This window comes from Novosphingobium malaysiense, assembly GCF_000802225.1.
In the GTDB taxonomy this organism is placed as follows: domain Bacteria; phylum Pseudomonadota; class Alphaproteobacteria; order Sphingomonadales; family Sphingomonadaceae; genus Novosphingobium; species Novosphingobium malaysiense.
In genome coordinates this window covers 82001-104568 of record NZ_JTDI01000004.1, presented here as the reverse complement: position 1 = coordinate 104568, position 22568 = coordinate 82001, and the positions used below count along the sequence as shown (strand labels likewise).

Sequence of the window (22568 nt, the reverse complement as noted above, 5' to 3'; positions counted from 1 at the left end):
GATGAACGCTGTAGCCCGCATTCTCGACTGGCCGGTTGAAGCGGATGAAGAAAACCCGCACATCCTGTGGGACGCCATTTCCATTGCTCGCGCCGTAAAGGGCACGGCCAATGCCGACTTCACCGTATCGGGCGTCGAGATCGATAGCCGCGACGTGCAGCCGGGCGATCTTTTCTTCGCACTCAAGGGCGAATCCACCGATGGGCACCGCTTCGTTGAGATGGCATTCGCCAAGGGTGCGGCAGCCGTTGTCGTCGACCGGCCGGTCGATGGCCCGCACGTTCTCGTCAACGATACCACGGATGCACTCGTGCGCCTCGGAGCCGCTGCCCGGGCCCGAACCCGCGGTCCCGTGATCGGCGTCACCGGGTCGGTCGGCAAGACCGGTGTGAAGGAGATGATCTTCACTGCTCTCGACCGTGCGAGCCGAGGCGATGCGCACCGTTCGGTCAAGAGCTACAACAACCATGTCGGCGTGCCGTTGAGCCTTGCCCGCACGCCCAGCCGCACGCGTTTCGCCGTCTACGAGATGGGCATGAACCATGCGGGGGAAATCGCGGATCTGACCCGGCAGGTGCGGCCGCATGTCGCGGTGATCACGACGATTGCGCCCGCCCATATCGAGATGCTCGGCTCCGAAGAGGCGATCGCCGATGCCAAGGCGGAGATTTTCCAGGGACTGGAGGCCGGTGGTTCGGCTGTCATTCCCGCCGACAGCCCGCATTTCGAGCGTCTTCGCGACGCAGCGGTCGCGTGCGGAGCCACTGTCGTGTCGTTCGGCAAGGCTGCCGATGCCGATGTGCGCCTGCTCGATACCGTGCCCGCTATTGGCGGCGGTTCTCTCGTGACGGTCGACATGGGCGACCGCCGCGTCTGCTACACGATTGCCACGCCGGGCGAACATCACGTGATCAATTCGCTGGCGGTCATGGCGGCCGTTCGCGCGGTGAAGGGCGATCTCGGCGCGGCAGGCGTGGCGCTTGCCGAGATGGGCGGTCTGCCCGGGCGCGGCGCGCGGCTGGAAATCGACGTGGCGGGGGGCGAGCCCGACGAAGACGGTCTGCGCAAGGCGCTGCTGATCGACGAGAGCTACAACGCCAACCCGGCCTCCATGCGCGCGACTCTCGCCCAACTCGGCCGGACGCCGGCCCGCCGGCGCATTGCCGTGCTCGGGGCGATGAAGGAGCTCGGCAGTCACGGGCCGGACTACCATGCCGCTCTCGCCGGTCCGATCCGCGACGCGGGCGTGGACTATGCTATATTGGTAGGCGAAGAGATGACGGCATTGGCGGAGGAATTGGGGAAATCGGCCGGCGGCGAGCTTGGCAAATCCATGCCCTTCGCGCATTGCGCAAACGTGGGGGAAGCTGTCGATGCCTTGCGCGCGTTCGGGCTTGAACGGGACGATGCCATCCTGGTCAAAGGGTCGAACTCGGTAGGGCTGGCTTCCCTGGTGACGGCGCTAAGCAAACAGGAAGGGTAGGGGTAGCCCCCGCGACATGCTGTATCTCATTGCAGAATGGATGAATTTCGAGGGGCTGGCCAACCTCTTCCGCTACCAGTCGTTTCGCTCGGGCGCGGCGCTGATGACGGCTCTTTTCATCGGCCTTCTGATCGGCCCCAGGTTCATCAGCATGTTGAGGGTACGTCAGGGCAAGGGGCAGCCGATCCGCGAGGACGGGCCGCAGACCCATCTCGCCAAGCGCGGCACGCCGACGATGGGCGGCCTGATGATCCTTACGGCGCTGGTTCTGTCGATGGCGTTGTTCATGGACGTGACCAACCCGTTCGTCTGGGCGTGCATCGCCGTGACTGTGGGGTTCGGCGCGATCGGGTTCATGGATGACTACGACAAGGTCTCCAAGAGCAGCCACAAGGGGCTTTCGAGCAAGGTCCGGCTGTTGCTGGAGTTCGTCGTGGCCGGCATTGCCGCATGGATCATCGTCAGCCAGCTCAACACCAACCTCTATGTGCCCTTCCTGTCGGGACGGTACATTCCGCTGGGGCCATTCTATTACGTGTTCGCGGCCTTCGTGATCGTGGGGGCCGGCAATGCCGTGAACCTCACCGACGGTCTGGACGGTCTTGCGACGATGCCGGTGATCATCGCGGCCGGAACCTTCGCGATCATCTGCTACCTGGCCGGGCGCGTGGACTTTGCCACCTATCTGGGCATTCCGCATGTGCCGCGTGCCGGTGAGCTTGCGATCTTCTGTGCCGGTATCATGGGCGCGGGGCTGGCTTTCCTGTGGTTCAACGCACCGCCAGCGGCCGTGTTCATGGGAGATACCGGCTCACTGGCTCTCGGCGGCGCGCTGGGGGCCATTGCCGTTGCCGCCCATCACGAAATCGTGCTCGCCATCGTCGGCGGCCTCTTCGTGCTCGAGGCGGTCTCGGTCATCATCCAGGTCTTCTGGTTCAAGCGGACGGGTCGCCGCGTATTTCGCATGGCGCCGATCCACCACCACTTCGAGCAGAAGGGCTGGCGGGAATCGACCGTCGTCATCCGCTTCTGGATCATTTCGATCGTCCTCGCGGTGATCGGCCTTTCCACGCTGAAACTGCGGTAGGGGGCGCGCGACGCGTGATCGTCTCTCCCGCCTTTGCCGGAAAGCGCTACGCGGTCCTCGGTCTGGCCCGGTCGGGACAGGCGGCGGTCGCGACGCTGGTTTCCAGCGGGGCGCATGTCATGGCCTGGGACAGCCGCGACGAGCCGCGTCAGGCCCTGTGCGAATGGATCGATTGCGGAAAGGTGGAACTGGCGGACCCGGTAACCGCGGACCTGTCCGGCTATGAGGCCATTGTCGTTTCGCCCGGCATTCCCCTCAACCGCCATCCCGTCTCCGATGCTGCGGCGAGGGCCGGGGTGCCGGTCATCGGCGACATCGAACTGTTTGCCCTGGCGCGCGACAGTCTGCCGGAACATCGGGTGGTCGGTATTACCGGCACGAACGGCAAGTCGACGACGACTTCGCTGGTCCACCATATTCTCACCGTCGCGGGCGTGCCGGCCCGCGTGGGCGGCAACATCGGCGTGCCTGTCCTTGGCGCGGATCCGTTGCCGAAGGGCGGCGTCTACGTGCTCGAACTGTCGAGCTATCAGATCGACCTGACCTTCTCACTCGATTGCGACGTGGCCGCGCTGCTCAATATCACGCCGGATCATCTTGAACGATACGGCGACTTTCAGACCTATGCCGCCTCAAAGGCGCGTCTGTTCGAGATGCAGGGCAAGGAGCATCGGGGCGTGTTCGGCACAGGCGATCGCGAAACGCGTTCGATTGCCCGTATCGAGGCGGCCCGGCGCGAGGCGGGACTGGTGCGCCTTGTCGACGGCAGTCAGCTGGTCGAGATGCAGCGGGACTGGCCCTCATTGCAGGGTCCCCACAATCTCCAGAACGCCGCTGTCGCGGTCGCCATTGTCGAGGCGCTGGGCATCACCAAGGCGCAGTGGAAGAAGGCATTGCGCAACTTTCGCGGCTTGCCCCACCGCATGGAGCGTGTCGCCGAAGCCGGTGGCGTGGTCTACATCAACGACAGCAAGGCGACCAATCCGGCGTCCGCTGCGCCTGCCATTGCAGCCTTTCCTCCGGATCCGGAGCCGCGCATCCACTGGATCGTCGGCGGCCTGCCCAAGGGCGACGACCTCGACGAGTGCGCGCCCTATTTCGGCAACATCGCCGCAGCTTACACCATTGGCGACGCCGGCCCCCGGTTTGCCGAGATCCTTTCGCCCCATACGCGCGTTTTCCGGTCGGAAATGATGGCCGAGGCGATCCGACAGGCGATGGCAGCGGCCAAGCCGGGTGACATCGTGATGCTTTCTCCCGCGTGCGCCAGCTTTGACCAGTTCCGTGATTTCGAGGCCCGCGGTCAGGCGTTTCGCCAGATCGTGGAAGCGCTGCTCGCTCCCGACGAGGAAGAGGAGGTCAAGGCCTGATGGCCAGTGTCGCACAACCGCACGGGTCGCTGGCAGCGCGGTACAACCGCAATCGGCGTGGCCGCCTGGCCGTGTGGTGGCAGGAGATCGATCGCGGTACGCTGATCCTCGTCCTGATCCTCATGGCGATCGGCGCCGTGGCCGTCGCGGCCAGTTCGCCGGCCAGTGCGCGGCGCCTGTCCACCGCGCAGGAGAAGTTGCCGAACCTCTACTTCTTCTACCTGCACATGCGCTGGCAGTTGCTGGGCCTTGCCGCCATGTTCTGGGCATCGAGCCTTTCCAAGGACAATGCGCGCCGCTTCGGCATCCTGCTCGGCGGCGCCATGCTCGCCGCGCTGGTCCTGGTCCCGATCATCGGTTCCGAAGTCAACGGCGCGAGGCGCTGGCTGCGCTTCGGCGTTTCATTGCAGCCTTCCGAGTTTCTCAAGGCGGGCTATCCCATTCTCCTGGCGTGGGTCCTGTCATGGCGGGCCCGCGACCAGCAGATACCCGTGATTGCCATCTGCTTCGGGCTGATGGGATTTCTGGCGGTGCTGCTGATGCTGCAGCCGGACTTCGGTTCCACGATGCTGTTTTCGGGGACCTTTCTCGTTCTGATCCTGCTGACCGGCATAGATGTGAAGAAGCTGGGGATGTTCTTCGGTCTCGGCCTGGTGGGCTTGGTCCTGATGTACTTCACCTATGACAACGGCCGGAACCGCATCGACAACTTCCTTTTCGGCGGCACTGCATTCGACCAGGTCGACCTGGCTCAGCGCACCTTGCTCAACGGCGGGTGGACCGGGCTCGGCTTCTGGATGGGCTCGCGCAAGATGGCGCTCCCGGAAGCGCATACCGACTACATCTTCTCGGTCATCGGCGAGGAGTTCGGACTGCTGGCGTGCATGATCATCGTCGTGCTCTATCTGGCGATCCTCGTCCGGGTGATTCTGCGGCTGGTGGAAGAGGAGGACCTCTTCACCGTGCTCGCCGCGTCGGGCTTTGCCGCGCAGTTCGGCGGACAGGCCTTCATCAACATTCTCGTCAACCTGCAGCTTTTCCCGTCCAAGGGCATGACCTTGCCATTGATCAGCTATGGCGGATCGTCGACAGTGGCGATGTGCCTGTGTATCGGCCTGTTGCTCGCGATCACCCGGCGCAATCCGTTCATCCAGCGCGAGAAGTTCTCGCTGCGCGCCATGGGAGACATTCAATGAGTGCGGTTTCCCGCCATTACGTTCTCGCCGCGGGCGGAACCGGCGGACACCTTATTCCCGCCTTTGCGCTTGCCGCCGAACTGCACGAGCGTGGACATCACGTCGCGCTTATCACTGACGAGCGCGGGGCGGCGATTCCCGGCAAGCCCGATTATCTAACATCGCATGTCCTGCCTCCGGGGCGCATTGCGGGAAAGAACCCCATCGGCTGGATCAGGGGGGTGCGCGGCGTTCTGCAGGGCCGTTCCATGGCATTGCGCCTGTTCGAGAGCTTCCAGCCGTCCGCGGTCGTCGGATTCGGCGGGTATCCGGCTCTGCCGACGATGCTGGCGGCAAGGGCCGCCAAACTGCCGATCGTGCTGCATGAGCAGAATTCGGTGCTCGGACGGGTCAACCGCTATTTCGCGGGCAAGGTCGATGCCATCGCCACTTCGTTCGGACAGGTGGACCGGCTCGAACCGCAATACGAAGACAAGGTGACGCTGGTCGGCAATCCGGTACGCACGGAAGTGCTGAAACTGCGCGATCAGCCGTTCCCGGAATTTACCGAGGACAGCCTGTTCCGGATCCTGGTGACCGGGGGCAGCCAGGGAGCAAGGGTACTCTCGCAGGTCATCCCCGAAGGGCTGGCCATGCTGCCACCGACGATGCGATCGCGCCTGCAGGTTATCCAGCAATGCCGCCCCGAAGACATCGAAGCGGTGCGCCAGCGCTATGCCGTGCACGGGATCCCGGCCGAGCTCGCCACCTATTTCGAGGACATGGCCGAGCGCCTCGCCTCGGCGCACCTGTTCATCGGCCGCGCAGGCGCCTCGACGATTGCAGAACTGACCGTGGTCGGCCGTCCCGCCATTCTTATTCCACTACCTTATGCGATGGACGATCATCAGTCCGCCAACACCCGCGAAGTCGTTGCCTCGGGCGGTGCCCGCGTCATTCGGCAGCCCGCGATCACCACCGAGGATCCCGAGACGTACCGTGGCGACCGCAAGAACGCCTTGCTCAAGGAACAGGCCGAGATCTACCAGAAGATGGCCAAGGACGTCTGCCTGCAGATCCAGGCGATTGGCAAGAACCCGCAGACTCTCGGCAATGCAGCCCACGCTGCCTGGAACTGCGGCTATCCCAACGCGGCCAAGGATCTCGCGGATCTCGTGGAGGGCTTCGGTGCCTCGCCGATCATGGATGTGATCCGCATGGAAAAGACGATGCCCGCCACTGGCGGTGAGGCGCTGGCCAGGGAGCAGGCGCAGTGACCTTTTGGTGCGTTCGGGGCGGAAACTTTTCCACGGCGCACTTGCCGGGCCGATCGGGTCATGGCCCCACGCGCAGGGCGGTACGATGAAGGGCGTCGGCACCGACATCGGAACGATTCATTTCGTCGGCATCGGCGGCATCGGCATGTCCGGCATTGCCGAGGTCATGCACAACCTCGGCTATTCCGTGCAGGGCTCCGACATCGCCGAGAGCTATGTGGTCGAAGGACTGCGCGATCGTGGCATCAAGGTGATGATCGGGCATTCGGGCGAAAACGTGAATGGCGCGGCGGTTGTCGTCACGTCCACGGCGGTCAAGCGCGACAATCCCGAAGTCGTCTATGCGCTTGAAAACCGCATCCCGGTGGTACGCCGCGCGGAAATGCTGGCCGAACTCATGCGGCTCAAGAACACCGTGGCCGTGGCCGGCACGCACGGAAAGACGACGACGACCTCGATGATCGCCGCGCTGCTCGATGCGGGCGGGGTCGATCCCACGGTGATCAACGGCGGCATCATCAATGCCTATGGCTCCAACGCGCGCCTCGGTGAGAGCGACTGGATGGTGGTCGAAGCGGACGAGAGCGACGGCTCCTTCCTGCGCCTCGATGGCACGCTGGCTGTCGTTACCAACATCGATCCCGAGCATCTCGATCACTACGGTTCGTTCGACCGCGTGAAGGAAGCCTTCGTCGAGTTCATCGAGAACGTGCCGTTCTACGGCGCGGCGATGCTCTGCGTCGATCACCCGGAAGTGCAGGCAATCATTCCCAAGGTCCGCGACCGCCGTGTTGTGACCTATGGCTTCTCGGCGCAGGCGGACATTCGCGGCGAGAACGTCACCCCGATCCCCGGCGGCAACCGCTTCGATGTGGCGCTGCGTCAGCGCGACGGCTCGTTCCGCCGCATCGAAGGTATCGAACTGCCGATGCCCGGCCGCCACAACGTGCAGAACGCGTTGGCCGCGGTCGGCGTGGCGGTGGAAATGGGTTGTGCGGAGAAGGTCATCCAGACCGGCTTCGCCAAGTTCGGCGGCGTGAAGCGGCGCTTCACCAAGGTCGGCGAACTCGCACTGGATGGCGGCTCGGTGACGATCATTGACGATTACGGCCATCACCCGGTGGAAATCCGCGCGGTGCTTGCCGCCGCACGCGAAGGCGTGAAGGGCCGCGTGATCGCAGTTGCGCAGCCGCACCGCTACACCCGCCTGCGCGATCACATGGAGGACTTTCAGGGCGCCTTCAACGACGCGGATGTGGTCTATGCCACGCCGGTCTACGCCGCTGGCGAACAGCCCATTGAAGGCATCGACAGCGAGTCGATGGTCGAGGGCCTGAAGTCGCGCGGCCATCGCTCGGCACAGGTCATTTCCGGGCCGGATGAACTCGCCGATCGTCTGGCCGAAACGCTGCAGCCCGACGACATGGTCGTGTGCCTCGGCGCCGGCGACATCACCAAGTGGGCCGCAGGCCTCGCCGATGCCATCAAGGCGAGGAGGGCTGTGTGAGCGATCAGGCCGTTCTCCCTGCGGTTTCCGGCAAGCTGACGCCGAATGCGCCGCTGGCGCCACTCGTCTGGTTCAAGTCGGGCGGGACTGCGGAATGGCTGTTCGAGCCCAAGGACGTTGCGGACCTGCAGCAGTTCCTGCGCGAACTCGATCCGGCCGTTCCGGTCATGGCGCTGGGCCTCGGCTCCAACATGATCGTGCGCGATGGCGGCGTGCCCGGCGTGGTCGTGCGGCTGGGCAAGCCTTTTGCCAAAGTGACGAAGACCGCCGACCTTACGCTCGAATGCGGGGGTGGGGCCACGGGGATTCTCGTGTCCTCGACCGCGCGAGACAACGGCATTGCCGGTGTGGAATTCCTGCGCTCGATCCCCGGCACGGTCGGCGGGTTCGTGCGCATGAACGGCGGGGCCTATGGCGGTGAGGTCAAGGACATCCTGATCGACTGCGACGTGGTGCTGCGCGACGGATCGCGGGTGACGCTGCAGAACGCCGACCTCGGCTATACCTATCGCCATTCGGAACTGCCCGAAGGCGCCATTGTCGTCGCTGCCCGCTTCAAGGGGCGGCCCGGCGAGCCGGCAGCCATTCAGGCAGAAATGGACCGCATCTCCGCCAGCCGCGAGGCCAGCCAGCCGCTGCGCAGCAAGACGGGCGGCTCAACCTTCAAGAACCCCGATGGCCACAAGGCCTGGGAACTGGTCGACAAGGCCGGCTGCCGTGGTCTTCAGATGGGCGGCGCGCAGGTTTCGGAAAAGCACACCAACTTCCTCATCAACACCGGCGAGGCCACCAGCGCGGACATCGAGGCGCTGGGCGAGGAAGTGCGCCGGCGGGTGAAGGGCAATTCGGGCGTTACGCTCGAGTGGGAAATTCAAAGAGTAGGCAAGGTAAAGTGACTCTCCCCAAGCTCCACGTTGCAGTCCTGATGGGCGGCTGGTCGAACGAACGGCCGGTTTCGCTGATGAGCGGGGAGGGCGTTGCCAAGGCTTTGGAGAGCAAGGGGCACAAGGTCACGCGCATCGACATGGACCGCGATGTCGCGATCAAGCTCGCCGAGACCAAGCCCGATGTCGTATTCAATGCTCTTCACGGCGCGCCGGGCGAGGATGGCACCGTGCAGGGCATGATGGACCTGATGGGCCTCACTTATACGCACTCGGGCCTTGCGACCTCGGTAATCGCCATCGACAAGGAACTGACCAAGCAGGCGCTGGTGCCACATGGCATCCCGATGCCGGGCGGGCGCGTGGTCAAGTCGGCGGACATTCACGAGCGCGATCCGCTGCCGCGCCCCTATGTGCTAAAGCCAGTGAACGAAGGCTCCTCGGTTGGCGTGGCGATCGTCACCGAGGACAGCAATTTCGGCAATCCGATCGGCCGCGATACCAAGGGACCCTGGCAGGAATTCGACGAGCTTCTGGCCGAACCCTATATCCGCGGCCGCGAACTGACGACGGCGGTGATCGGCGACCGCGCTCTGCTCGTGACCGAACTGCGCCCGAAGTCCGGCTTCTACGATTTCGATGCCAAGTACACCGACGGCATGACCGAGCATGTCTGCCCGGCCGAAATTCCCGACGAGATCACGCAGGCCTGCAAGGATCTGGCCCTGCGCGCGCACCAGTTGCTGGGCTGCAAGGGCACCAGCCGTTCCGATTTCCGCTGGGACGACACGCAGGGCGTCGAGGGCCTGTTCCTGCTCGAAACCAATACCCAGCCGGGCATGACCCCGCTGAGCCTCGTGCCCGAGCAGGCCAAGGCCTGCGGCATGGACTATCCCGATCTGGTCGAGGCGATAATTGCGGAAGCCATGGCTGACGCCGAAAAGCGGAAGGGGGCCAAATGAGCACGACGATCCGCCGCAAGGCCAGGACCGCGCGCAAGTCCGCGGCGGCTCAGGGTAACAAGGCGAAGGTGCGCACGGCGAAGGCGCGTACCGGTTCCGCGCTCGACGTGGCGATGGGCTGGCTGCCGTTTTCCGAAGAACAGTTGCACCGCATCTTCCTTTTCGCGATCCTGGGCGGGACAGCCGTTCTGGCATGGGTCGTCGCCTCGATGGCCGGCGTGCCGACCATGGCCGCAATGCAGCTTGCGCAAGTCGCATCGGATGCGGGTTTCGAAGTTCAGCGCGTTGAAGTGCGCGGCGTGAAGAACATCAATGAGTTGAAGGTCTACGAAAAGGCCCTTGCCGAGCGCAATCGGGCGATGCCGCTGGTGGACCTCGATGCCTTGCGCAGCGAGTTGCTGGAACTGTCGTGGGTCAAGGATGCGCGGGTGTCGCGGCAGTTGCCCGATACGTTGGTGATCGACATCGTCGAGCGCAAGCCCAGCGCTGTCCTGCGCAAGGCGGACCATTTCGTGCTGATCGACAAAACCGGGCACGAGCTGGAATCGATCAGCCGCAGGAACGCAAACGGCAAGCTGATCGTGTCCGGCCCCGGGGCCGGCCAGCAGGTCATAGCCCTTTCGCATCTGCTCGAGGCTGCGCCTGCGCTCAAACCTCGCGTGGCGGAAGCGGAGTGGATCGGGAACCGGCGCTGGAACCTCACGTTCCAGACAGGGCAGGTCCTGGCTCTGCCCGAAGGCGAGCGGGAGGCAGCGAGCGCGCTTGTGACGTTTGCGCGTCTCGACGGCACCAACCGTTTGCTCGGCGGCAAGGTCACAGCGTTCGACATGCGGGCGAAGGACCGGATCTATCTTCGTGTGCCCGATGAAGAGGGCAAGGAACTGGCGCTCAAGGCCGCCGCGGTTCCGCACACGGCTCAGGCAGGAGAGCAGTGAAGGTGCACAGTTCGGGGGAACAGGAATAATGGCGTCGCCCAGGATCGCTCGCGTCTTCGGAGCGGTGAATATCGGCTCTTTTCGCATTTCCGCCATCGTCGCCGGCATCAACGAGGTGGGAGAGATGGTGGTGCTGGGCTCTGGGCATCGTGCCAGCCAGGGCATCAAGCGCGGATACGTCACGGACATTGCCGCCGCCACTTACGCGGTCCGCGATGCGATTGACCGTGCGGAGAAGATGGCGGACACCGCGGTGCAGAAGGTCTGGATCGGTTGCTCCGGTGCCGGGCTGGCCAGCCGCATCGACCAGTTCGACGCCGAGATCGGCGGCCGCCGCATCGAACAGGAAGACATCGACCAGTTGTTGCTGTCCGCGCGCGACGTCATCCAGCCGGACGGGCGCATGGTCCTGCACGCGCAACCGGCCCAGTATCGGCTCGACGGGGCGCACGGTGTCGGCAATCCGCGCGGCCTGCACGCAGAGCGTCTGGGCGTCGATATCCACGTGATGCTCGCCGACGGCGCCCCCATCCGCAATCTTACCGAAGCGGTCCAGAGCGCACACCTCGAAGTCGAGGCCGTCGTCGGGTCACCGATCGCTGCCGGACAGGCCTGCCTCTCGCCCGAGGAACGCGATCTCGGCGTCGCGCTGGTTGAATTCGGGGCGGAAGTTACCAATGTCGCGATCTACGAGCAGGGTCTGCTCAAGGATATGATCGCGATTCCGATGGGGTCGGCGGACCTGACCGATGCCGTCGCCTCCGCCTTCGGGATTCGCCGGTACCAGGCCGAACGGCTCAAGTGCGTCAACGGATCGGCGATCGCCAGTCCGCACGATCATCGCGAGATGATCCCGGTCAATGCGCCAGGCGAAGAGGAAACCGGTCCTCTGGCGCGTCACGCGGACGAGAAGAACCGCATTCCGCGCGCCGAACTCATCGGCGTGATCACCGGCCAGCTCGGCGTGGTGATGGAAGAGGTCAACAAGGCGCTCAAGACGATGCGCTTCACTGGCCAGCGGGGCAAGCAGATCGTCTTTACCGGCGGCGGCGCGGAGCTGGTCGGGCTTGCCGACTATGCCCAGGCTGCGCTTGGGAAGCCGGTTCGCATCGGTCGCGTGCCGCATCTCGCGGGACTGGCCGAGGCCCATATCAAGCCGGGCTTTTCGACCTTGGCCGGGCTGGTTCTGTATGCGGGGGCGGACCCTGTCGATATTCGTGCGATGGGCCGTCGCACGCAACAGACGATCAAGCTGGGCGGCCTTGGAATGGTCGGCCGAGTCTACCACGCGTTGAAGGAATACTTTTGAACTCAGCGGTTGCCGAATTCCATGATCAGGCCAGTCGTGCAGCGGTTGCGGTCGAGCGGCGCACAAGTCACGCGAGGTGGCGGTTTTGGCTGTGGACAAAGGTTTACCATGCTTTGCTTCGATGAGTCGAAGCGTGCAATCAGACTAGTCAAAGTAATTCCTTCGCGCGCCCGAGTGCCAGGAGAGCAGAATGAGCATTAACATTGGACCGCCGGCGATCGACGAGCTTCGTCCCCGGATTGTCGTCATTGGCGTAGGTGGCGCCGGCGGCAATGCCATCGCCAACATGATCGAGGCGCAGATCGAGGGTGTCGACTTCGTCGTCACCAACACGGACGCGCAGGCCCTGAACAACTCCATCGCCGAAACGCGTGTCCAGCTCGGTCCGGACATCACGCAGGGCCTGGGGGCGGGTTCACGTCCGGAAGTCGGCCGCGCGGCTGCCGAAGAGACGCTCGAAGAGATCGACCGCCTGCTCGACGGCGTGCACATGGTCTTCATCGCTGCCGGCATGGGCGGGGGCACCGGTACCGGCGCTGCGCCGATCATCGCCGAGGCCGCGCGCGCCAAGGGCGTGCTCACGGTTGGTGTGGTCACCAAGCCATTCCTGTTCGAAGGTACGCGCCGCATGCGCGCTGCCGAAGCGGGCATCGAAGAGCTGCAGAAGCACGTCGATACGCTCATCGTCATTCCGAACCAGAACCTGTTCCTCGTCGCCAAGGCGGAGACGACCTTCAAGGAAGCCTTCCAGCTTGCCGACGAAGTGCTGCAGCAGGGCGTGCGCTCGATCACCGACCTCATGGTCATGCCGGGCCTGATCAATCTCGACTTTGCGGACGTCCGTTCGGTCATGGGCGAGATGGGCAAGGCAATGATGGGCACGGGCGAGGGCGAGGGCCCGAACCGCGCACTCGAGGCCGCCGAACGTGCCATTGCCAACCCGCTGCTCGACGGCGTGTCGATGCAGGGCGCCAAGGGCGTGATCATCTCGATCATCGGCGGCGACGACATGAAGCTGCTCGAAGTGGACGAGGCCGCGAACCACATTCGCGAACTGGTCGACAGCGACGCCAACATCATCTGGGGTTCCGCCTTCAATCCGGACCTGCAGGGACGCATCCGCGTTTCCGTGGTCGCAACCGGCATCGAGCAGACCGCGGAGCAGGCCGAGGAGGCATCGCGCCCGCTCAATCTGGGGGCATCGCGTGGCCCGGTCCGGCCGACCGTACAGGCGCCGCAGCCGGCACCGGCTCCGAGCATTTCCGAAGTCCCGCCGGCTCCGCCGCCGTTCGTTCCCAGTGAACCGGAAGCAGAGCCCGAGGAAGAGCCCATGCCGGTCGCAGCTTCGGTGCCGGAGCAATACGAGCCGTCCGCCGAGCTTGAGCTCGGTGCGGGCGATGAAGTCGAAGATGCAGATGCTGAAGACGAAGTCGGTGAGGCCCCGTCGGGCAAGTATGCCAGCCTTGCCGGCCTGAGCGCATCCCGCAAGGAACCGCTGGAACTTGGCGCCGAGGAAGAGTCGGAGGATGCGAACGCGCCGGCGCAACCGGGGCGACAGGATGAACTGTTGCTCGATGACGGTCAGGCAGCTCCCGCTCCGGCCGACCGTGCGGATGCTCCGGCGCCGCGGCCGAAGCCGGTTGGCGGTGGCAGTACCCTTTTCGAGCGCATGACGAATCTTTCTCGTCCCAAGCCGACCGCCAACGAAGCGCCGGTGCAGGACGACGATGACGATGACGATAGTGCCTCGATCAGCATTCCGCGCTTCCTCGGCAGGCAGAACAACCAGTAGGCGAAGGGGGTCGGACGGGGCGGCGCGAGATATCGTGGCGGGAAGGCGCACTGCCGACCGTCTTCCGGCCCGTTCGCGTAAGGTTCATCGCACCTGTTCCAAGGAGCGCGCGTCGCGCAATGGTTCGACGATGGTAGCGAGCAAGCGGGCGCGTGTCCGCGTCAGGTAAGGATGTCTCTGGTCTTGCGGGTAAATAACGGGCTTTTCAGAACGTTCGCGGTCACGGCACTGGGCGGCGCGGCGGTCTGGTCTGCGGGCGCGTTGGCGCAGAGCGCGCCAGTCGTGTCGCAGCCCGTAGTCCAGGCCCTTCCATCGCAAGACACGCAACATCTGAACGATGCGCTTGCCAGGCTGGGCCGTGATCCGCGCAATTTCGATGCACTGGTCGATGCCGGGGATGCTGCGCGCGGTCTCGGCGACATGGATGCAGCGATTGGCTTCTATCGTCGTGCAGGTGAAATTTCTCCCGACAGTCCGCGTGTGAAGGCCGGGCTTGCCCGCGCCAACGTGATGAACGGCGATCCGATTAGCGCTATCAAGCTCTTCGACGAGGCGGCAAAGGCCGGGGCGCCGTCCGCGGAAATCGCTGCCGATCGCGGGCTTGCCTATGATCTCGTGGGAGATACGCTCGCGGCACAACGCTTTTACGCCGTGGCCCTGGCAGCAGAAGATACCGACGAAGTGCGCATGCGCCTTGCGATCAGCCAGGCAATCGGCGGCGATCAGGAAGCCGCGGAAGAAACGCTGATGCCGCTGCTTCGCAAGCGAGACAAGCCAGGCTGGCGGACGCGGGCCTTTGCGCTCGCCATCGATGGCCAGACGAAGCAGGCTGTCGACATCACCGAGACCATCCTGCCGCCGCAACTGGCGGAAAACGTCGCTCCCTACTTGCGCTACATGCCGCGCTTGACGAAGGCGCAGCAGGCTGCCGCCGCCAATCTCGGTCGCTTTCCCAGAGCCTCTGAAATTGGGCACGACGACCCCCGCATCGCTGCATATTCGCCGACTCGCGTTGCCGCCGCAGACACTGCTCTCGTTTCCAAGGGGGAACCTCTCGACGGCAATCGTGCGCGCAAGAGCGCCAAGTCAGAGAGCAAGTCGTCCAGGAAGGCTTCCCGGCGCAGCGAGACCGTGCGCAAGACGAGCCTCGCAGCCGCCGATCCGGATCGTGTCGCTCCGCCAGATCCCAAGCCGGCGATCGAAAGCACCGGTGAGCTTCCACCGCTACGAAAATCGGCGGACAGCGCGCCGCCGGTGGCAGAGCCCGCCAGGGCTGCCCTGCCCAGTACGCCGGAGCCGGCGCCGCGCCCGGCCGTTGTCCCGGTGCCGACCGCCCCGGCGACCGAAACGCCGGAGCCCGGCTTTGACCTGGCGCAGCTCCCGGCAGGACAGGCGCTGCAGCCCGGCGCTGCGACCGCGCCTGCTGCTTCCGCCCCAACGCCCACTCCTCAAGCGCCTGCGCAGCCCAGTCTTGCTGAAGCTTTCGCCAACCTCGGCAAGCCGACAGCAAAGGCTGCTCCCGCTTCGGGCGCGGTGGATATTCGCAGCATCGAGCCGGCCAAACCGGAGCCCAAGGTCGAGGAAAAGCCGAAGCCCAAGAAGCCTGCGCCGCCTGCGCATCCGAGCCGGATCTGGGTGCAGATCGGCATCGGCCGCAACAAGGACGCAATCGCTTTCGACTGGCGGCGATACACCAAGCAGGCCCCGGAACTGTTCAAGGGACGCAAGGCCTACATCACCGATCTGGGGCGTACCAACCGTATCCTTGCCGGGCCTTTCGAAAGCCGCAAGGCCGCCAATCAGTTCGTGGTGGATCTGAGGAAGGCCGGGATCGACGGTGCGCTGCCCTGGGTGAGCCCTGCCGGTCAGGTTGTCGACGTACTGCCCGTCGACTGAGCGGGTAACGCGTCGGATTGGTCCGGTTCGGCGGTGCCTTTTTTGCTACTTTCTTAAGAAACGGTTAGCCTTATCCACACGCTGTAAACAGGCTTGTGCAGTTTTGCGCAGGCGATCGTCTTCGCTGCATTGTGCTCACCCGCCCGGACAAAGCATCCATGTACCTGCAATAGCGGAGGGTTTGTGTCGGAATTTATGAGGACCGTGCAGGACGAAATCGATCGGGATGATGAGGCTGCTCCGGTGGAGATGCTCGCGTCCCTGTTCGAAGCGCGCGGCTGGGCCTTCGAATTCACGAGCGAGGATGAGATCTCCGCGGAAGTGAAGGGGGCCTGGGCCACGTATCAGGTGCAGGCGGTATGGCGGGCCGAAGACCGTGTGCTTCAGCTCCTGTGTCTGCCGGATATCCGCATCACCGACGGGAAGCGTGCTGCCGTTCACGAGGCGCTGGCGCTCATCAACGAACAGGTCTGGCTCGGGCATTTCGATGTCTGGTCGAGCGGCGGGGTGGTCCTGTACCGGCACGGCCTGATGCTGGGCGAGGATGGCCTGCTGGGCCCCGGCCAGGCGCAGATGGTGGTAGAGGCCGCGCTTGAGGAGTGCGATCGCTTCTACCCTGTGTTCCAGTTCATCCTCTGGGGCGACAAGAGCCCGACCGAGGCGCTGGCCGCAGCCATGGTGGACGCCGCCGGCGAGGCCTGATGCTTCCCGGCCTTGGCAGCGCGCCGGGGCTGTCCTAAGCGGGCGTCATGGATCGATTTCAGAACATTTTGCTCGTCGGCTGCGGCAACATGGCCGGCGCCATGCTCACCGGCTGGCTCGCGGGGGGCGTGCCAGCCTCGCATTTTACAGTGGTCGATCCCCAGAGAAGCGAAGTTCCCGCTGGCGTCACGCTGTTTCGCGAACTGCCCGAAAAGCGCTTCGATGCGATCATGCTGGGCATCAAGCCGCAGGGGCTCGACGACGTGGCACCCGCCCTTGCCGGTCTGGCAGGGCGCGAGACCGTGCTCTTCTCGATCCTGGCGGGGGTCGAATTCGACAGTCTCTTCGAGCGTTTCCCCCATGTCGGCGCGATCGTACGGGTGATGCCCAATCTTGCTGCTGCCGTGGGCAAGTCGCCGATTGCGCTCGATTCGCGCGGACTCGACGAAACCGGACGGGCAGCGGTGACTGCGCTTATGGCACCGCTTGGCACGCCGGAATGGCTGGCCGACGAATCTCTTTTCGATGCTGTTACAGCGCTTGCCGGCTGCGGTCCGGCCTTTGTCTACCGGTTCATCGATTCACTGGCCGCCGGGGCCGTGGGGCTGGGACTGGAAGAAAGCCAGGCGCAGCGCCTCGCCGTGGCGATGGTCGAGGGGGCGGCGCAGCTTGCCGCGGCCCAGGCACAGGCGGTTCCGCCGGTGTCGCCTGGCGAACTGGCCGATCGCGTGGCCAGCCCGGGCGGCTCAACCCGTGCGGGTCTCGACGTGCTGGACGAAGGTGCTGCGCTGGCGGAAGTGGTAGCGGAAGCCATGACCGCTTCACGAGACCGCAATGCGGCGATGGCGGCAGAGGCGCGCAAGCCCTGATCGCCTCTTACAATTTGTCACAAATGCCGGCGGCCGGTTTTTCTTGAAACTTTAACCGGGCGCGACGATATTGAACCTGTGCGGGGTCCGCGTTGTGCGGTTATGCCCCTGCGAAAGGGAGTTAGAAATGGCGAATTGGAACGACCCCCAGCCCCGATCGGGATTTGGTGCGTCGCCCAGCCTTGATGGACGCGCTGGTGGCCGTGCCTCTTACGATATGGGGCTGCGGCGGCATATGCTGTCGATTTACAATTACATGGCTTCCGGTGTTCTGCTTTCGGGCATCGTGGCAATGCTCTTTGCCAATTCCGGCATGGCCGAGCAGATGATCTACTCGCCGCTCAAGTGGGTGGTCATGCTTGCTCCGCTCGGATTTGTCTTCGCGATCAGCGGCGGTGCAAACCGCTTCCAGGAATCCACACTCAAGATGCTCTATTGGGGCTTCTGCGTGGTGATGGGCCTGTCGCTTTCGACGATTTTCCTGGTCTTCACGCAGGCGTCGATTGCGACCACCTTCTTCGCGACGGCCGCGGCCTTTGCCGGCCTTAGCCTCTATGGCTACACCACGAAAAAGGATCTGTCGGGCTTCGGCACGTTCCTGATCATGGGCGTTGTCGGCATCCTGGTTGCCATGCTGATCAACCTTTTCGTCGGTTCGACCGTTCTGCAGCTGGTTATTTCGGTTCTCGGCGTTCTGATTTTCGCGGGTCTTACCGCCTACGACACGCAGATGCTCAAGAACCAGTACTACCACCTGCGCGGCACCGAGTTCATCGGCAAGGCAGTGGTTCTGGGCGCTCTCAGCCTCTATCTGGACTTCATCAACATGTTCCAGTTCCTGCTGAGCTTCCTGGGCCAGCGCAACTGAGGTCCGAAAGCCTGATTTCCACGGCTCAATAGAGCTGGAAATCCTGGGTACAGACTCGACTGGTATAGATGCCCGGTGCGGTTCGTCGCACCGGGCATTTTCTTTGACGCACCGGGGCGCTAATAATTGCGTCTCGGTGATGGAGATTTAACGGGTGGAAGTGGAAAAGTTCAAAGTCCTTGGTCGCAGGTTGCCCCTGCTGGCCGGATCGGCCGTAGCCATGACGCTGGCGGTGCTTTCCGGATGCGCTCCGACGCCTGCTCCGCCGCCGCCGCCGCCGCCGCCGGTCGTCGTTATCCCGCCCATGCCCACGCCGCCTTCTGGCGCTCCGCTGGACATGACCATTCCGCCGATCGACGCCAACGGCGAACGCCATACCGTCAATACCGGCATTTCGACCTCGCAGGCGGTCTGGAACTTGCGTTCGGCCTACAACGTCGCGGCGCTCAACTGCATGGAGCCGCAGTACGCGCCCATCCTCGCCGGCTACAAGCGCTTCCTGGATGTCTACGACAAGCAGCTCGACGCCGCGAACAAGGAGATCGATTCCAGCTTCCGCGCCGGCAACAGCGCAAGGGCTGCGCTGCGTGCGCGAGAGACCTATCAGACCCAGGTCTACAATTTCTTCGCCCTGCCGCCGGTCAGTTCCGGGTTCTGCGATGCGGCGATGAACCTGACGACGGAGCTGCAGACGGTCGACCCCGGCCAGTTCAACACCTATGCGTTTTCCGGGCTCGCCAAGATGGAAGCGCCGTTCAAGTCGTTCTTCAGTGCCTATGAGCAATACAAGGCAGATTTGGCGGCCTGGCAGGCGCGGTACGGAGGCGGGTTGATTACCGTACGGCCCGATTTCGACCAGCAGGTCGAGCAGCAGTCGGGCAATCCGCAGTCCTATTCCCAGTAGGGGCAGGGTGCAAAGCGCGGGCAGAATCTCGGTTGCCCGCGCATTTTTGCTCTTTCATGGCGGAGTTGTCTTCGCTAAGGGATCGCTCCCGATGCGCCAAGTGCCGCGATCGGGATCATACTGGAACGGGGCCGTAGCTCAGATGGGAGAGCGCGTCGTTCGCAATGACGAGGTCAGGGGTTCGATCCCCCTCGGCTCCACCAGTAATTGATATTCACGCTGACCGGCCGCACATTGCTGCGGCCGTTCGCATTTTGGGCGGACATGCCTACGCCTCTGACAGCCGCCGGATACTCGACACATGCATTTTCTCGATCAAGCCAAAATCTATATCCGCTCGGGCGCAGGCGGCCCGGGCGCTGTGTCGTTCCGGCGTGAGAAGTACATCGAGTACGGCGGTCCCGACGGCGGTAATGGCGGCAAGGGCGGCAACGTGGTGTTCGAGGCCGTCGCCGGTCTCAACACGCTGATCGACTTTCGTTATACCCAGCACTTCAAAGCCCAGCGCGGCGGCCATGGCATGGGCAAGAACCGCAACGGAGCATCCGCCAAGGACCTCGTCATCAAGGTCCCGGTGGGCACGCAGATCATCTCCGACGAAGACCGCGAGACGGTGCTGGCCGATCTCACCGAAGCTGGCCAGCGTATCGTTATGCTGGAGGGCGGCTTGGGAGGCCGTGGCAACGCCAGCTACAAGACCAGCACCAATCGTGCGCCGCGCCAGCATCAACCCGGCGAACCGGCGGAAGAGATGTGGGTCTGGCTGCGTCTTAAGCTGCTGGCCGACGTCGGGCTCGTGGGCATGCCCAATGCCGGCAAGTCGACCTTCATCAACAAGCTTTCGAACACCAAGGCCAAGGTCGGCGATTACGCCTTCACGACGCTGCGACCGCAACTCGGCGTTGTCCATCACAAGGGGCGCGAGTTCGTTCTTGCCGATATTCCCGGCCTGATCGCCGGCGCCGCGGACGGGGCAGGCATCGGGGACCGCTTTCTCGGCCATATCGAGCGCTGCCGCGTGCTCGTCCACCTCATCGATATTTCCAGCACCGACCCCGTCGAGGCGATGCGGGTCGTCGAAGAGGAGTTGGGGGCCTACGGCAGCGGCCTGGAAGACAAGCCACGTCTCGTTGCGCTCAACAAGATCGATCTCGTCGACGACGAACTGGCCGGCGAATATGCAAAGGAACTGTTGAGAGCCGGGGCGGACGAAGTCTTCCCGATCTCCGGTGCTACCGGCAAGGGCATGTCGAAGCTTCTCGATGCAGTGATCGAATATCTTCCCGCTGCGACGGTGACCGAAAGGCCCGAGGGCGAACAGGAAGAACTCAACGAAAAGCCGTGGTCGCCGATCTGACCATTATCGGACGGGCCGGTTGCGAGCCCCCCATCCGTTCAGGAAACCCGATGACTTGCGCGTGGAATTGCACACATAAGCTTTCCTGAACGCGGCAATTCTCCTAGAGGCTGGCGCTCCCATGGCGATCGCTTCTCTTTCCGACCTTGCCGAAACGGCCCGCTGTCCGCTCCTTGTGATCAAGGTCGGATCGGCGCTGCTCGTGGGCAAACAGGGCGTGCGGCGCGAATGGCTGGCTGGCCTTGTCGACGAGATTGCGGCGGCGCGCGGGCGCGGGCAGCAGGTGATCGTCGTGTCTTCGGGAGCGATCGCTCTCGGTGCTGCCACCTTGCGGCTTGAAAAGGGCGGCCGCGGCTCGCTCGCCGATGCGCAGGCGGCGGCTGCCGTCGGCCAGATCGCGCTGTCAGGGCTCTGGACCGAACTGTTGGGCAATCATGGTCTCACGGCGGCGCAAATGTTGCTTACACTGGAAGATCTCGAGGACAGGCGCCGATACCTCAACGTCACGGCCACGCTTACACGTCTGCTGGACGCCGGAGCGGTGCCGGTGATCAACGAGAACGATTCGGTCGCCACCAACGAAATCCGTTTCGGCGACAACGACCGCCTTGCAGCGCGCGTGGCGCAGGCGGCGCAGGCGAGCGCCGTGCTGCTGCTGTCAGACATCGATGGCCTTTATGATCGCCATCCGACAGAAGAAGGCGCGCAGATGGTACCGCTGGTCGAAGGCATTTCGCCCGAGATAAATGCCATGGCGAGTGCGGAATCCAACTCCGGCATGGGGTCGGGCGGTATGGTCTCCAAGTTGCAGGCGGCCGAGATTGCAGAGCTGGCGGGGATATGTCTGGTCATCGGCAATGGCCAGCATGACCGGCCGGTGCAGCGCATAATCGGGCAGGGCATCGGCACCTTGTTCCTTCCGCGTCGCAAGGCCGGCGCGCGCAAAGCCTGGCTCGGCGGAAGGCTGCGTCTCAAGGGGAGTCTCGTCGTCGATGCAGGGGCTGCGGCGGCCTTGCAGCGCGGGTCGAGCCTTCTCGCCAAGGGCGTCATCGAAGTGGAGGGCGTTTTCGAGCGTGGCGATCCGGTTGCAATCGTCGACGAGAAAGGGCGCGTCCTAGCGCATGGCCTTTCCGAATACGATGCGACCGAATGCGCTGCGATAACCGGGCTGCATTCCAGCGATCAGGCCGACGTGCTGGGTTATGCCCCGCGCTCGTCTGTCGTTCATCGTGATCAGATGGCTCTCAAGTGATCGAAACGGACCAGCCAACCATTGCGCTGACCGGCGCCACGGGCTTCGTCGGTCAGGCTGTCCTCGATGCGGCCTTGGCCGCCGGTTACATGGTCCAGGCACTTGCCCGCCGCGACCAGCCCGCGCGCGAGAACGTCCGCTGGGTTAGCGGCGACCTTGCCGACACCGTGGCGCTTTCCGAACTGACTCGCGGCGCTGAGGCCACGATCCATGTCGCCGGTGTCGTCAACGCTCCCGATACCGCCGGTTTCGAGGCGGGCAACGTCACCGGGACGCTCAACCTCATCGAGACCGTCGTTGCCAAGGGTATTCCGCGCTTCGTGCATGTATCCTCGCTCTCGGCACGCGAGCCCGCCCTGTCCGCTTATGGCGCTTCCAAGGCGCGCGCCGAAAAACTGCTGATGGCCAGTCCGCTCGACTGGACGATCGTGCGGCCGCCCGCGATCTACGGGCCGCGCGACAAGGAAATGTTCGAGCTGTTCCGCGCCGCGCGGTGGGGCGTGATTCCGACGCCGAACGAAGGGCGCGCATCGATGATCCACGTCGATGACCTTGCCCGCCTGCTGGTGGCACTGGTGCCGGGCCGGGAAGACGTGTCCGGCCGCCTGTTCGAGCCGGACGACGGCAAGCCCGAGGGCTGGGGGCACTACGAAATGGCACGGGCCATCGGCTGGGCCATGGGGCGGCGGCCCAAGGTGCTCGGCCTCTCGCGCAAGGCTCTCGAGCGGTCGGCCAAGGTGGACAGGTTCTTTCGCGGCACCAAGGCGAAGATGACCATGGACCGGGCCGCGTACTTCAGTCATCCGGACTGGGTCGTCTCGCCGAAGGCAGCCGTTCCATCCTCGCTGTGGACGCCGCAGATAGAAACGCGCGAGGGCCTGAAGGCGACGGCGCAGTGGTACCGCGAGAACAAGTGGCTGTGACCGGAAAGACCCTGCG

The 22568-nt window shown here is 64.2% G+C and carries 19 protein-coding genes and 1 tRNA gene; all 20 read left to right on the top strand.

Going from position 1 to position 22568, the window contains the following annotated elements:
* Window position 1: 1 nt before the first annotated feature.
* The 20 genes from LK12_RS14805 (at window position 2) to LK12_RS14710 (ending at window position 22552) form a co-directional block, all read left to right on the top strand.
* Window positions 2-1483, top strand: coding sequence for a UDP-N-acetylmuramoyl-tripeptide--D-alanyl-D-alanine ligase (locus LK12_RS14805; RefSeq protein ID WP_039285694.1), 1482 nt, complete (start codon window positions 2-4; stop codon window positions 1481-1483).
* A 16-nt stretch (window positions 1484-1499) separates the two neighbouring features.
* Window positions 1500-2570: a phospho-N-acetylmuramoyl-pentapeptide-transferase gene (gene mraY, locus LK12_RS14800; protein WP_039285691.1), complete on the top strand. Its 1071-nt coding sequence runs from the start codon at window positions 1500-1502 to the stop codon at window positions 2568-2570.
* 14 nt (window positions 2571-2584) lie between these two features.
* A complete protein-coding gene (gene murD / locus LK12_RS14795) occupies window positions 2585-3940 on the top strand; it encodes a UDP-N-acetylmuramoyl-L-alanine--D-glutamate ligase (protein ID WP_039285688.1) in 1356 nt (451 codons plus the stop codon).
* Complete coding sequence (locus LK12_RS14790; protein ID WP_039285684.1) at window positions 3940-5136, top strand: FtsW/RodA/SpoVE family cell cycle protein; 1197 nt, start codon at window positions 3940-3942, stop codon at window positions 5134-5136. The genes murD and LK12_RS14790 overlap by 1 nt, the downstream gene beginning before the upstream one ends.
* Window positions 5133-6392: an undecaprenyldiphospho-muramoylpentapeptide beta-N-acetylglucosaminyltransferase gene (gene murG, locus LK12_RS14785; RefSeq protein ID WP_039285682.1), complete on the top strand. Its 1260-nt coding sequence runs from the start codon at window positions 5133-5135 to the stop codon at window positions 6390-6392. Before LK12_RS14790 ends, murG begins: the two co-directional genes overlap by 4 nt.
* Window positions 6393-6477: 85 nt before the next feature.
* Window positions 6478-7899, top strand: a complete 1422-nt coding sequence (gene murC, locus LK12_RS14780; RefSeq protein ID WP_039285679.1) for a UDP-N-acetylmuramate--L-alanine ligase — start codon at window positions 6478-6480, stop codon at window positions 7897-7899.
* Entirely contained in the window at window positions 7896-8795 is a 900-nt protein-coding gene (gene murB, locus LK12_RS14775; protein ID WP_039285676.1) for a UDP-N-acetylmuramate dehydrogenase, read from the top strand. Before murC ends, murB begins: the two co-directional genes overlap by 4 nt.
* Entirely contained in the window at window positions 8792-9745 is a 954-nt protein-coding gene (locus LK12_RS14770; protein WP_039285675.1) for a D-alanine--D-alanine ligase, read from the top strand. Before murB ends, LK12_RS14770 begins: the two co-directional genes overlap by 4 nt.
* Entirely contained in the window at window positions 9742-10680 is a 939-nt protein-coding gene (locus LK12_RS14765) for a cell division protein FtsQ/DivIB (protein ID WP_039285672.1), read from the top strand. Before LK12_RS14770 ends, LK12_RS14765 begins: the two co-directional genes overlap by 4 nt.
* A gap of 28 nt (window positions 10681-10708) precedes the next feature.
* Entirely contained in the window at window positions 10709-11989 is a 1281-nt protein-coding gene (gene ftsA, locus LK12_RS14760) for a cell division protein FtsA (RefSeq protein ID WP_039285670.1), read from the top strand.
* A gap of 190 nt (window positions 11990-12179) precedes the next feature.
* A complete protein-coding gene (gene ftsZ / locus LK12_RS14755) occupies window positions 12180-13781 on the top strand; it encodes a cell division protein FtsZ (RefSeq protein ID WP_039285667.1) in 1602 nt (533 codons plus the stop codon).
* Window positions 13782-13952: 171 nt separating this feature from the next.
* Window positions 13953-15677 (top strand): SPOR domain-containing protein, encoded by a 1725-nt coding sequence (locus tag LK12_RS14750; RefSeq protein ID WP_039285664.1) that lies wholly within the window; start codon window positions 13953-13955, stop codon window positions 15675-15677.
* 195 nt (window positions 15678-15872) lie between these two features.
* A complete protein-coding gene (locus LK12_RS14745) occupies window positions 15873-16379 on the top strand; it encodes a type III secretion system chaperone family protein (RefSeq protein ID WP_039285662.1) in 507 nt (168 codons plus the stop codon).
* Window positions 16380-16426: 47 nt separating this feature from the next.
* On the top strand, window positions 16427-17248 hold the full coding sequence (locus LK12_RS14740; protein WP_039285659.1) for a pyrroline-5-carboxylate reductase family protein: 822 nt from the start codon (window positions 16427-16429) through the stop codon (window positions 17246-17248).
* A 127-nt stretch (window positions 17249-17375) separates the two neighbouring features.
* A complete protein-coding gene (locus LK12_RS14735) occupies window positions 17376-18116 on the top strand; it encodes a Bax inhibitor-1/YccA family protein (RefSeq protein WP_039285656.1) in 741 nt (246 codons plus the stop codon).
* Window positions 18117-18276: 160 nt separating this feature from the next.
* Window positions 18277-19020 (top strand): hypothetical protein, encoded by a 744-nt coding sequence (locus LK12_RS14730; protein ID WP_231568367.1) that lies wholly within the window; start codon window positions 18277-18279, stop codon window positions 19018-19020.
* Between the two features lie 127 nt (window positions 19021-19147).
* A tRNA-Ala gene (locus LK12_RS14725) sits at window positions 19148-19223 on the top strand.
* Between the two features lie 98 nt (window positions 19224-19321).
* Window positions 19322-20377 carry a GTPase ObgE gene (gene obgE / locus LK12_RS14720; RefSeq protein ID WP_039285651.1) on the top strand — a complete coding sequence of 352 codons (1056 nt, stop codon included), beginning with the start codon at window positions 19322-19324 and terminating at the stop codon, window positions 20375-20377.
* Between the two features lie 121 nt (window positions 20378-20498).
* Complete coding sequence (gene proB / locus LK12_RS14715; RefSeq protein ID WP_039285648.1) at window positions 20499-21629, top strand: glutamate 5-kinase; 1131 nt, start codon at window positions 20499-20501, stop codon at window positions 21627-21629.
* The gene (locus LK12_RS14710) at window positions 21626-22552 is read left to right on the top strand and encodes an NAD-dependent epimerase/dehydratase family protein (RefSeq protein WP_039285645.1); all 927 of its coding nucleotides are present in this window, start codon (window positions 21626-21628) and stop codon (window positions 22550-22552) included. The genes proB and LK12_RS14710 overlap by 4 nt, the downstream gene beginning before the upstream one ends.
* Window positions 22553-22568: the final 16 nt, after the last annotated feature.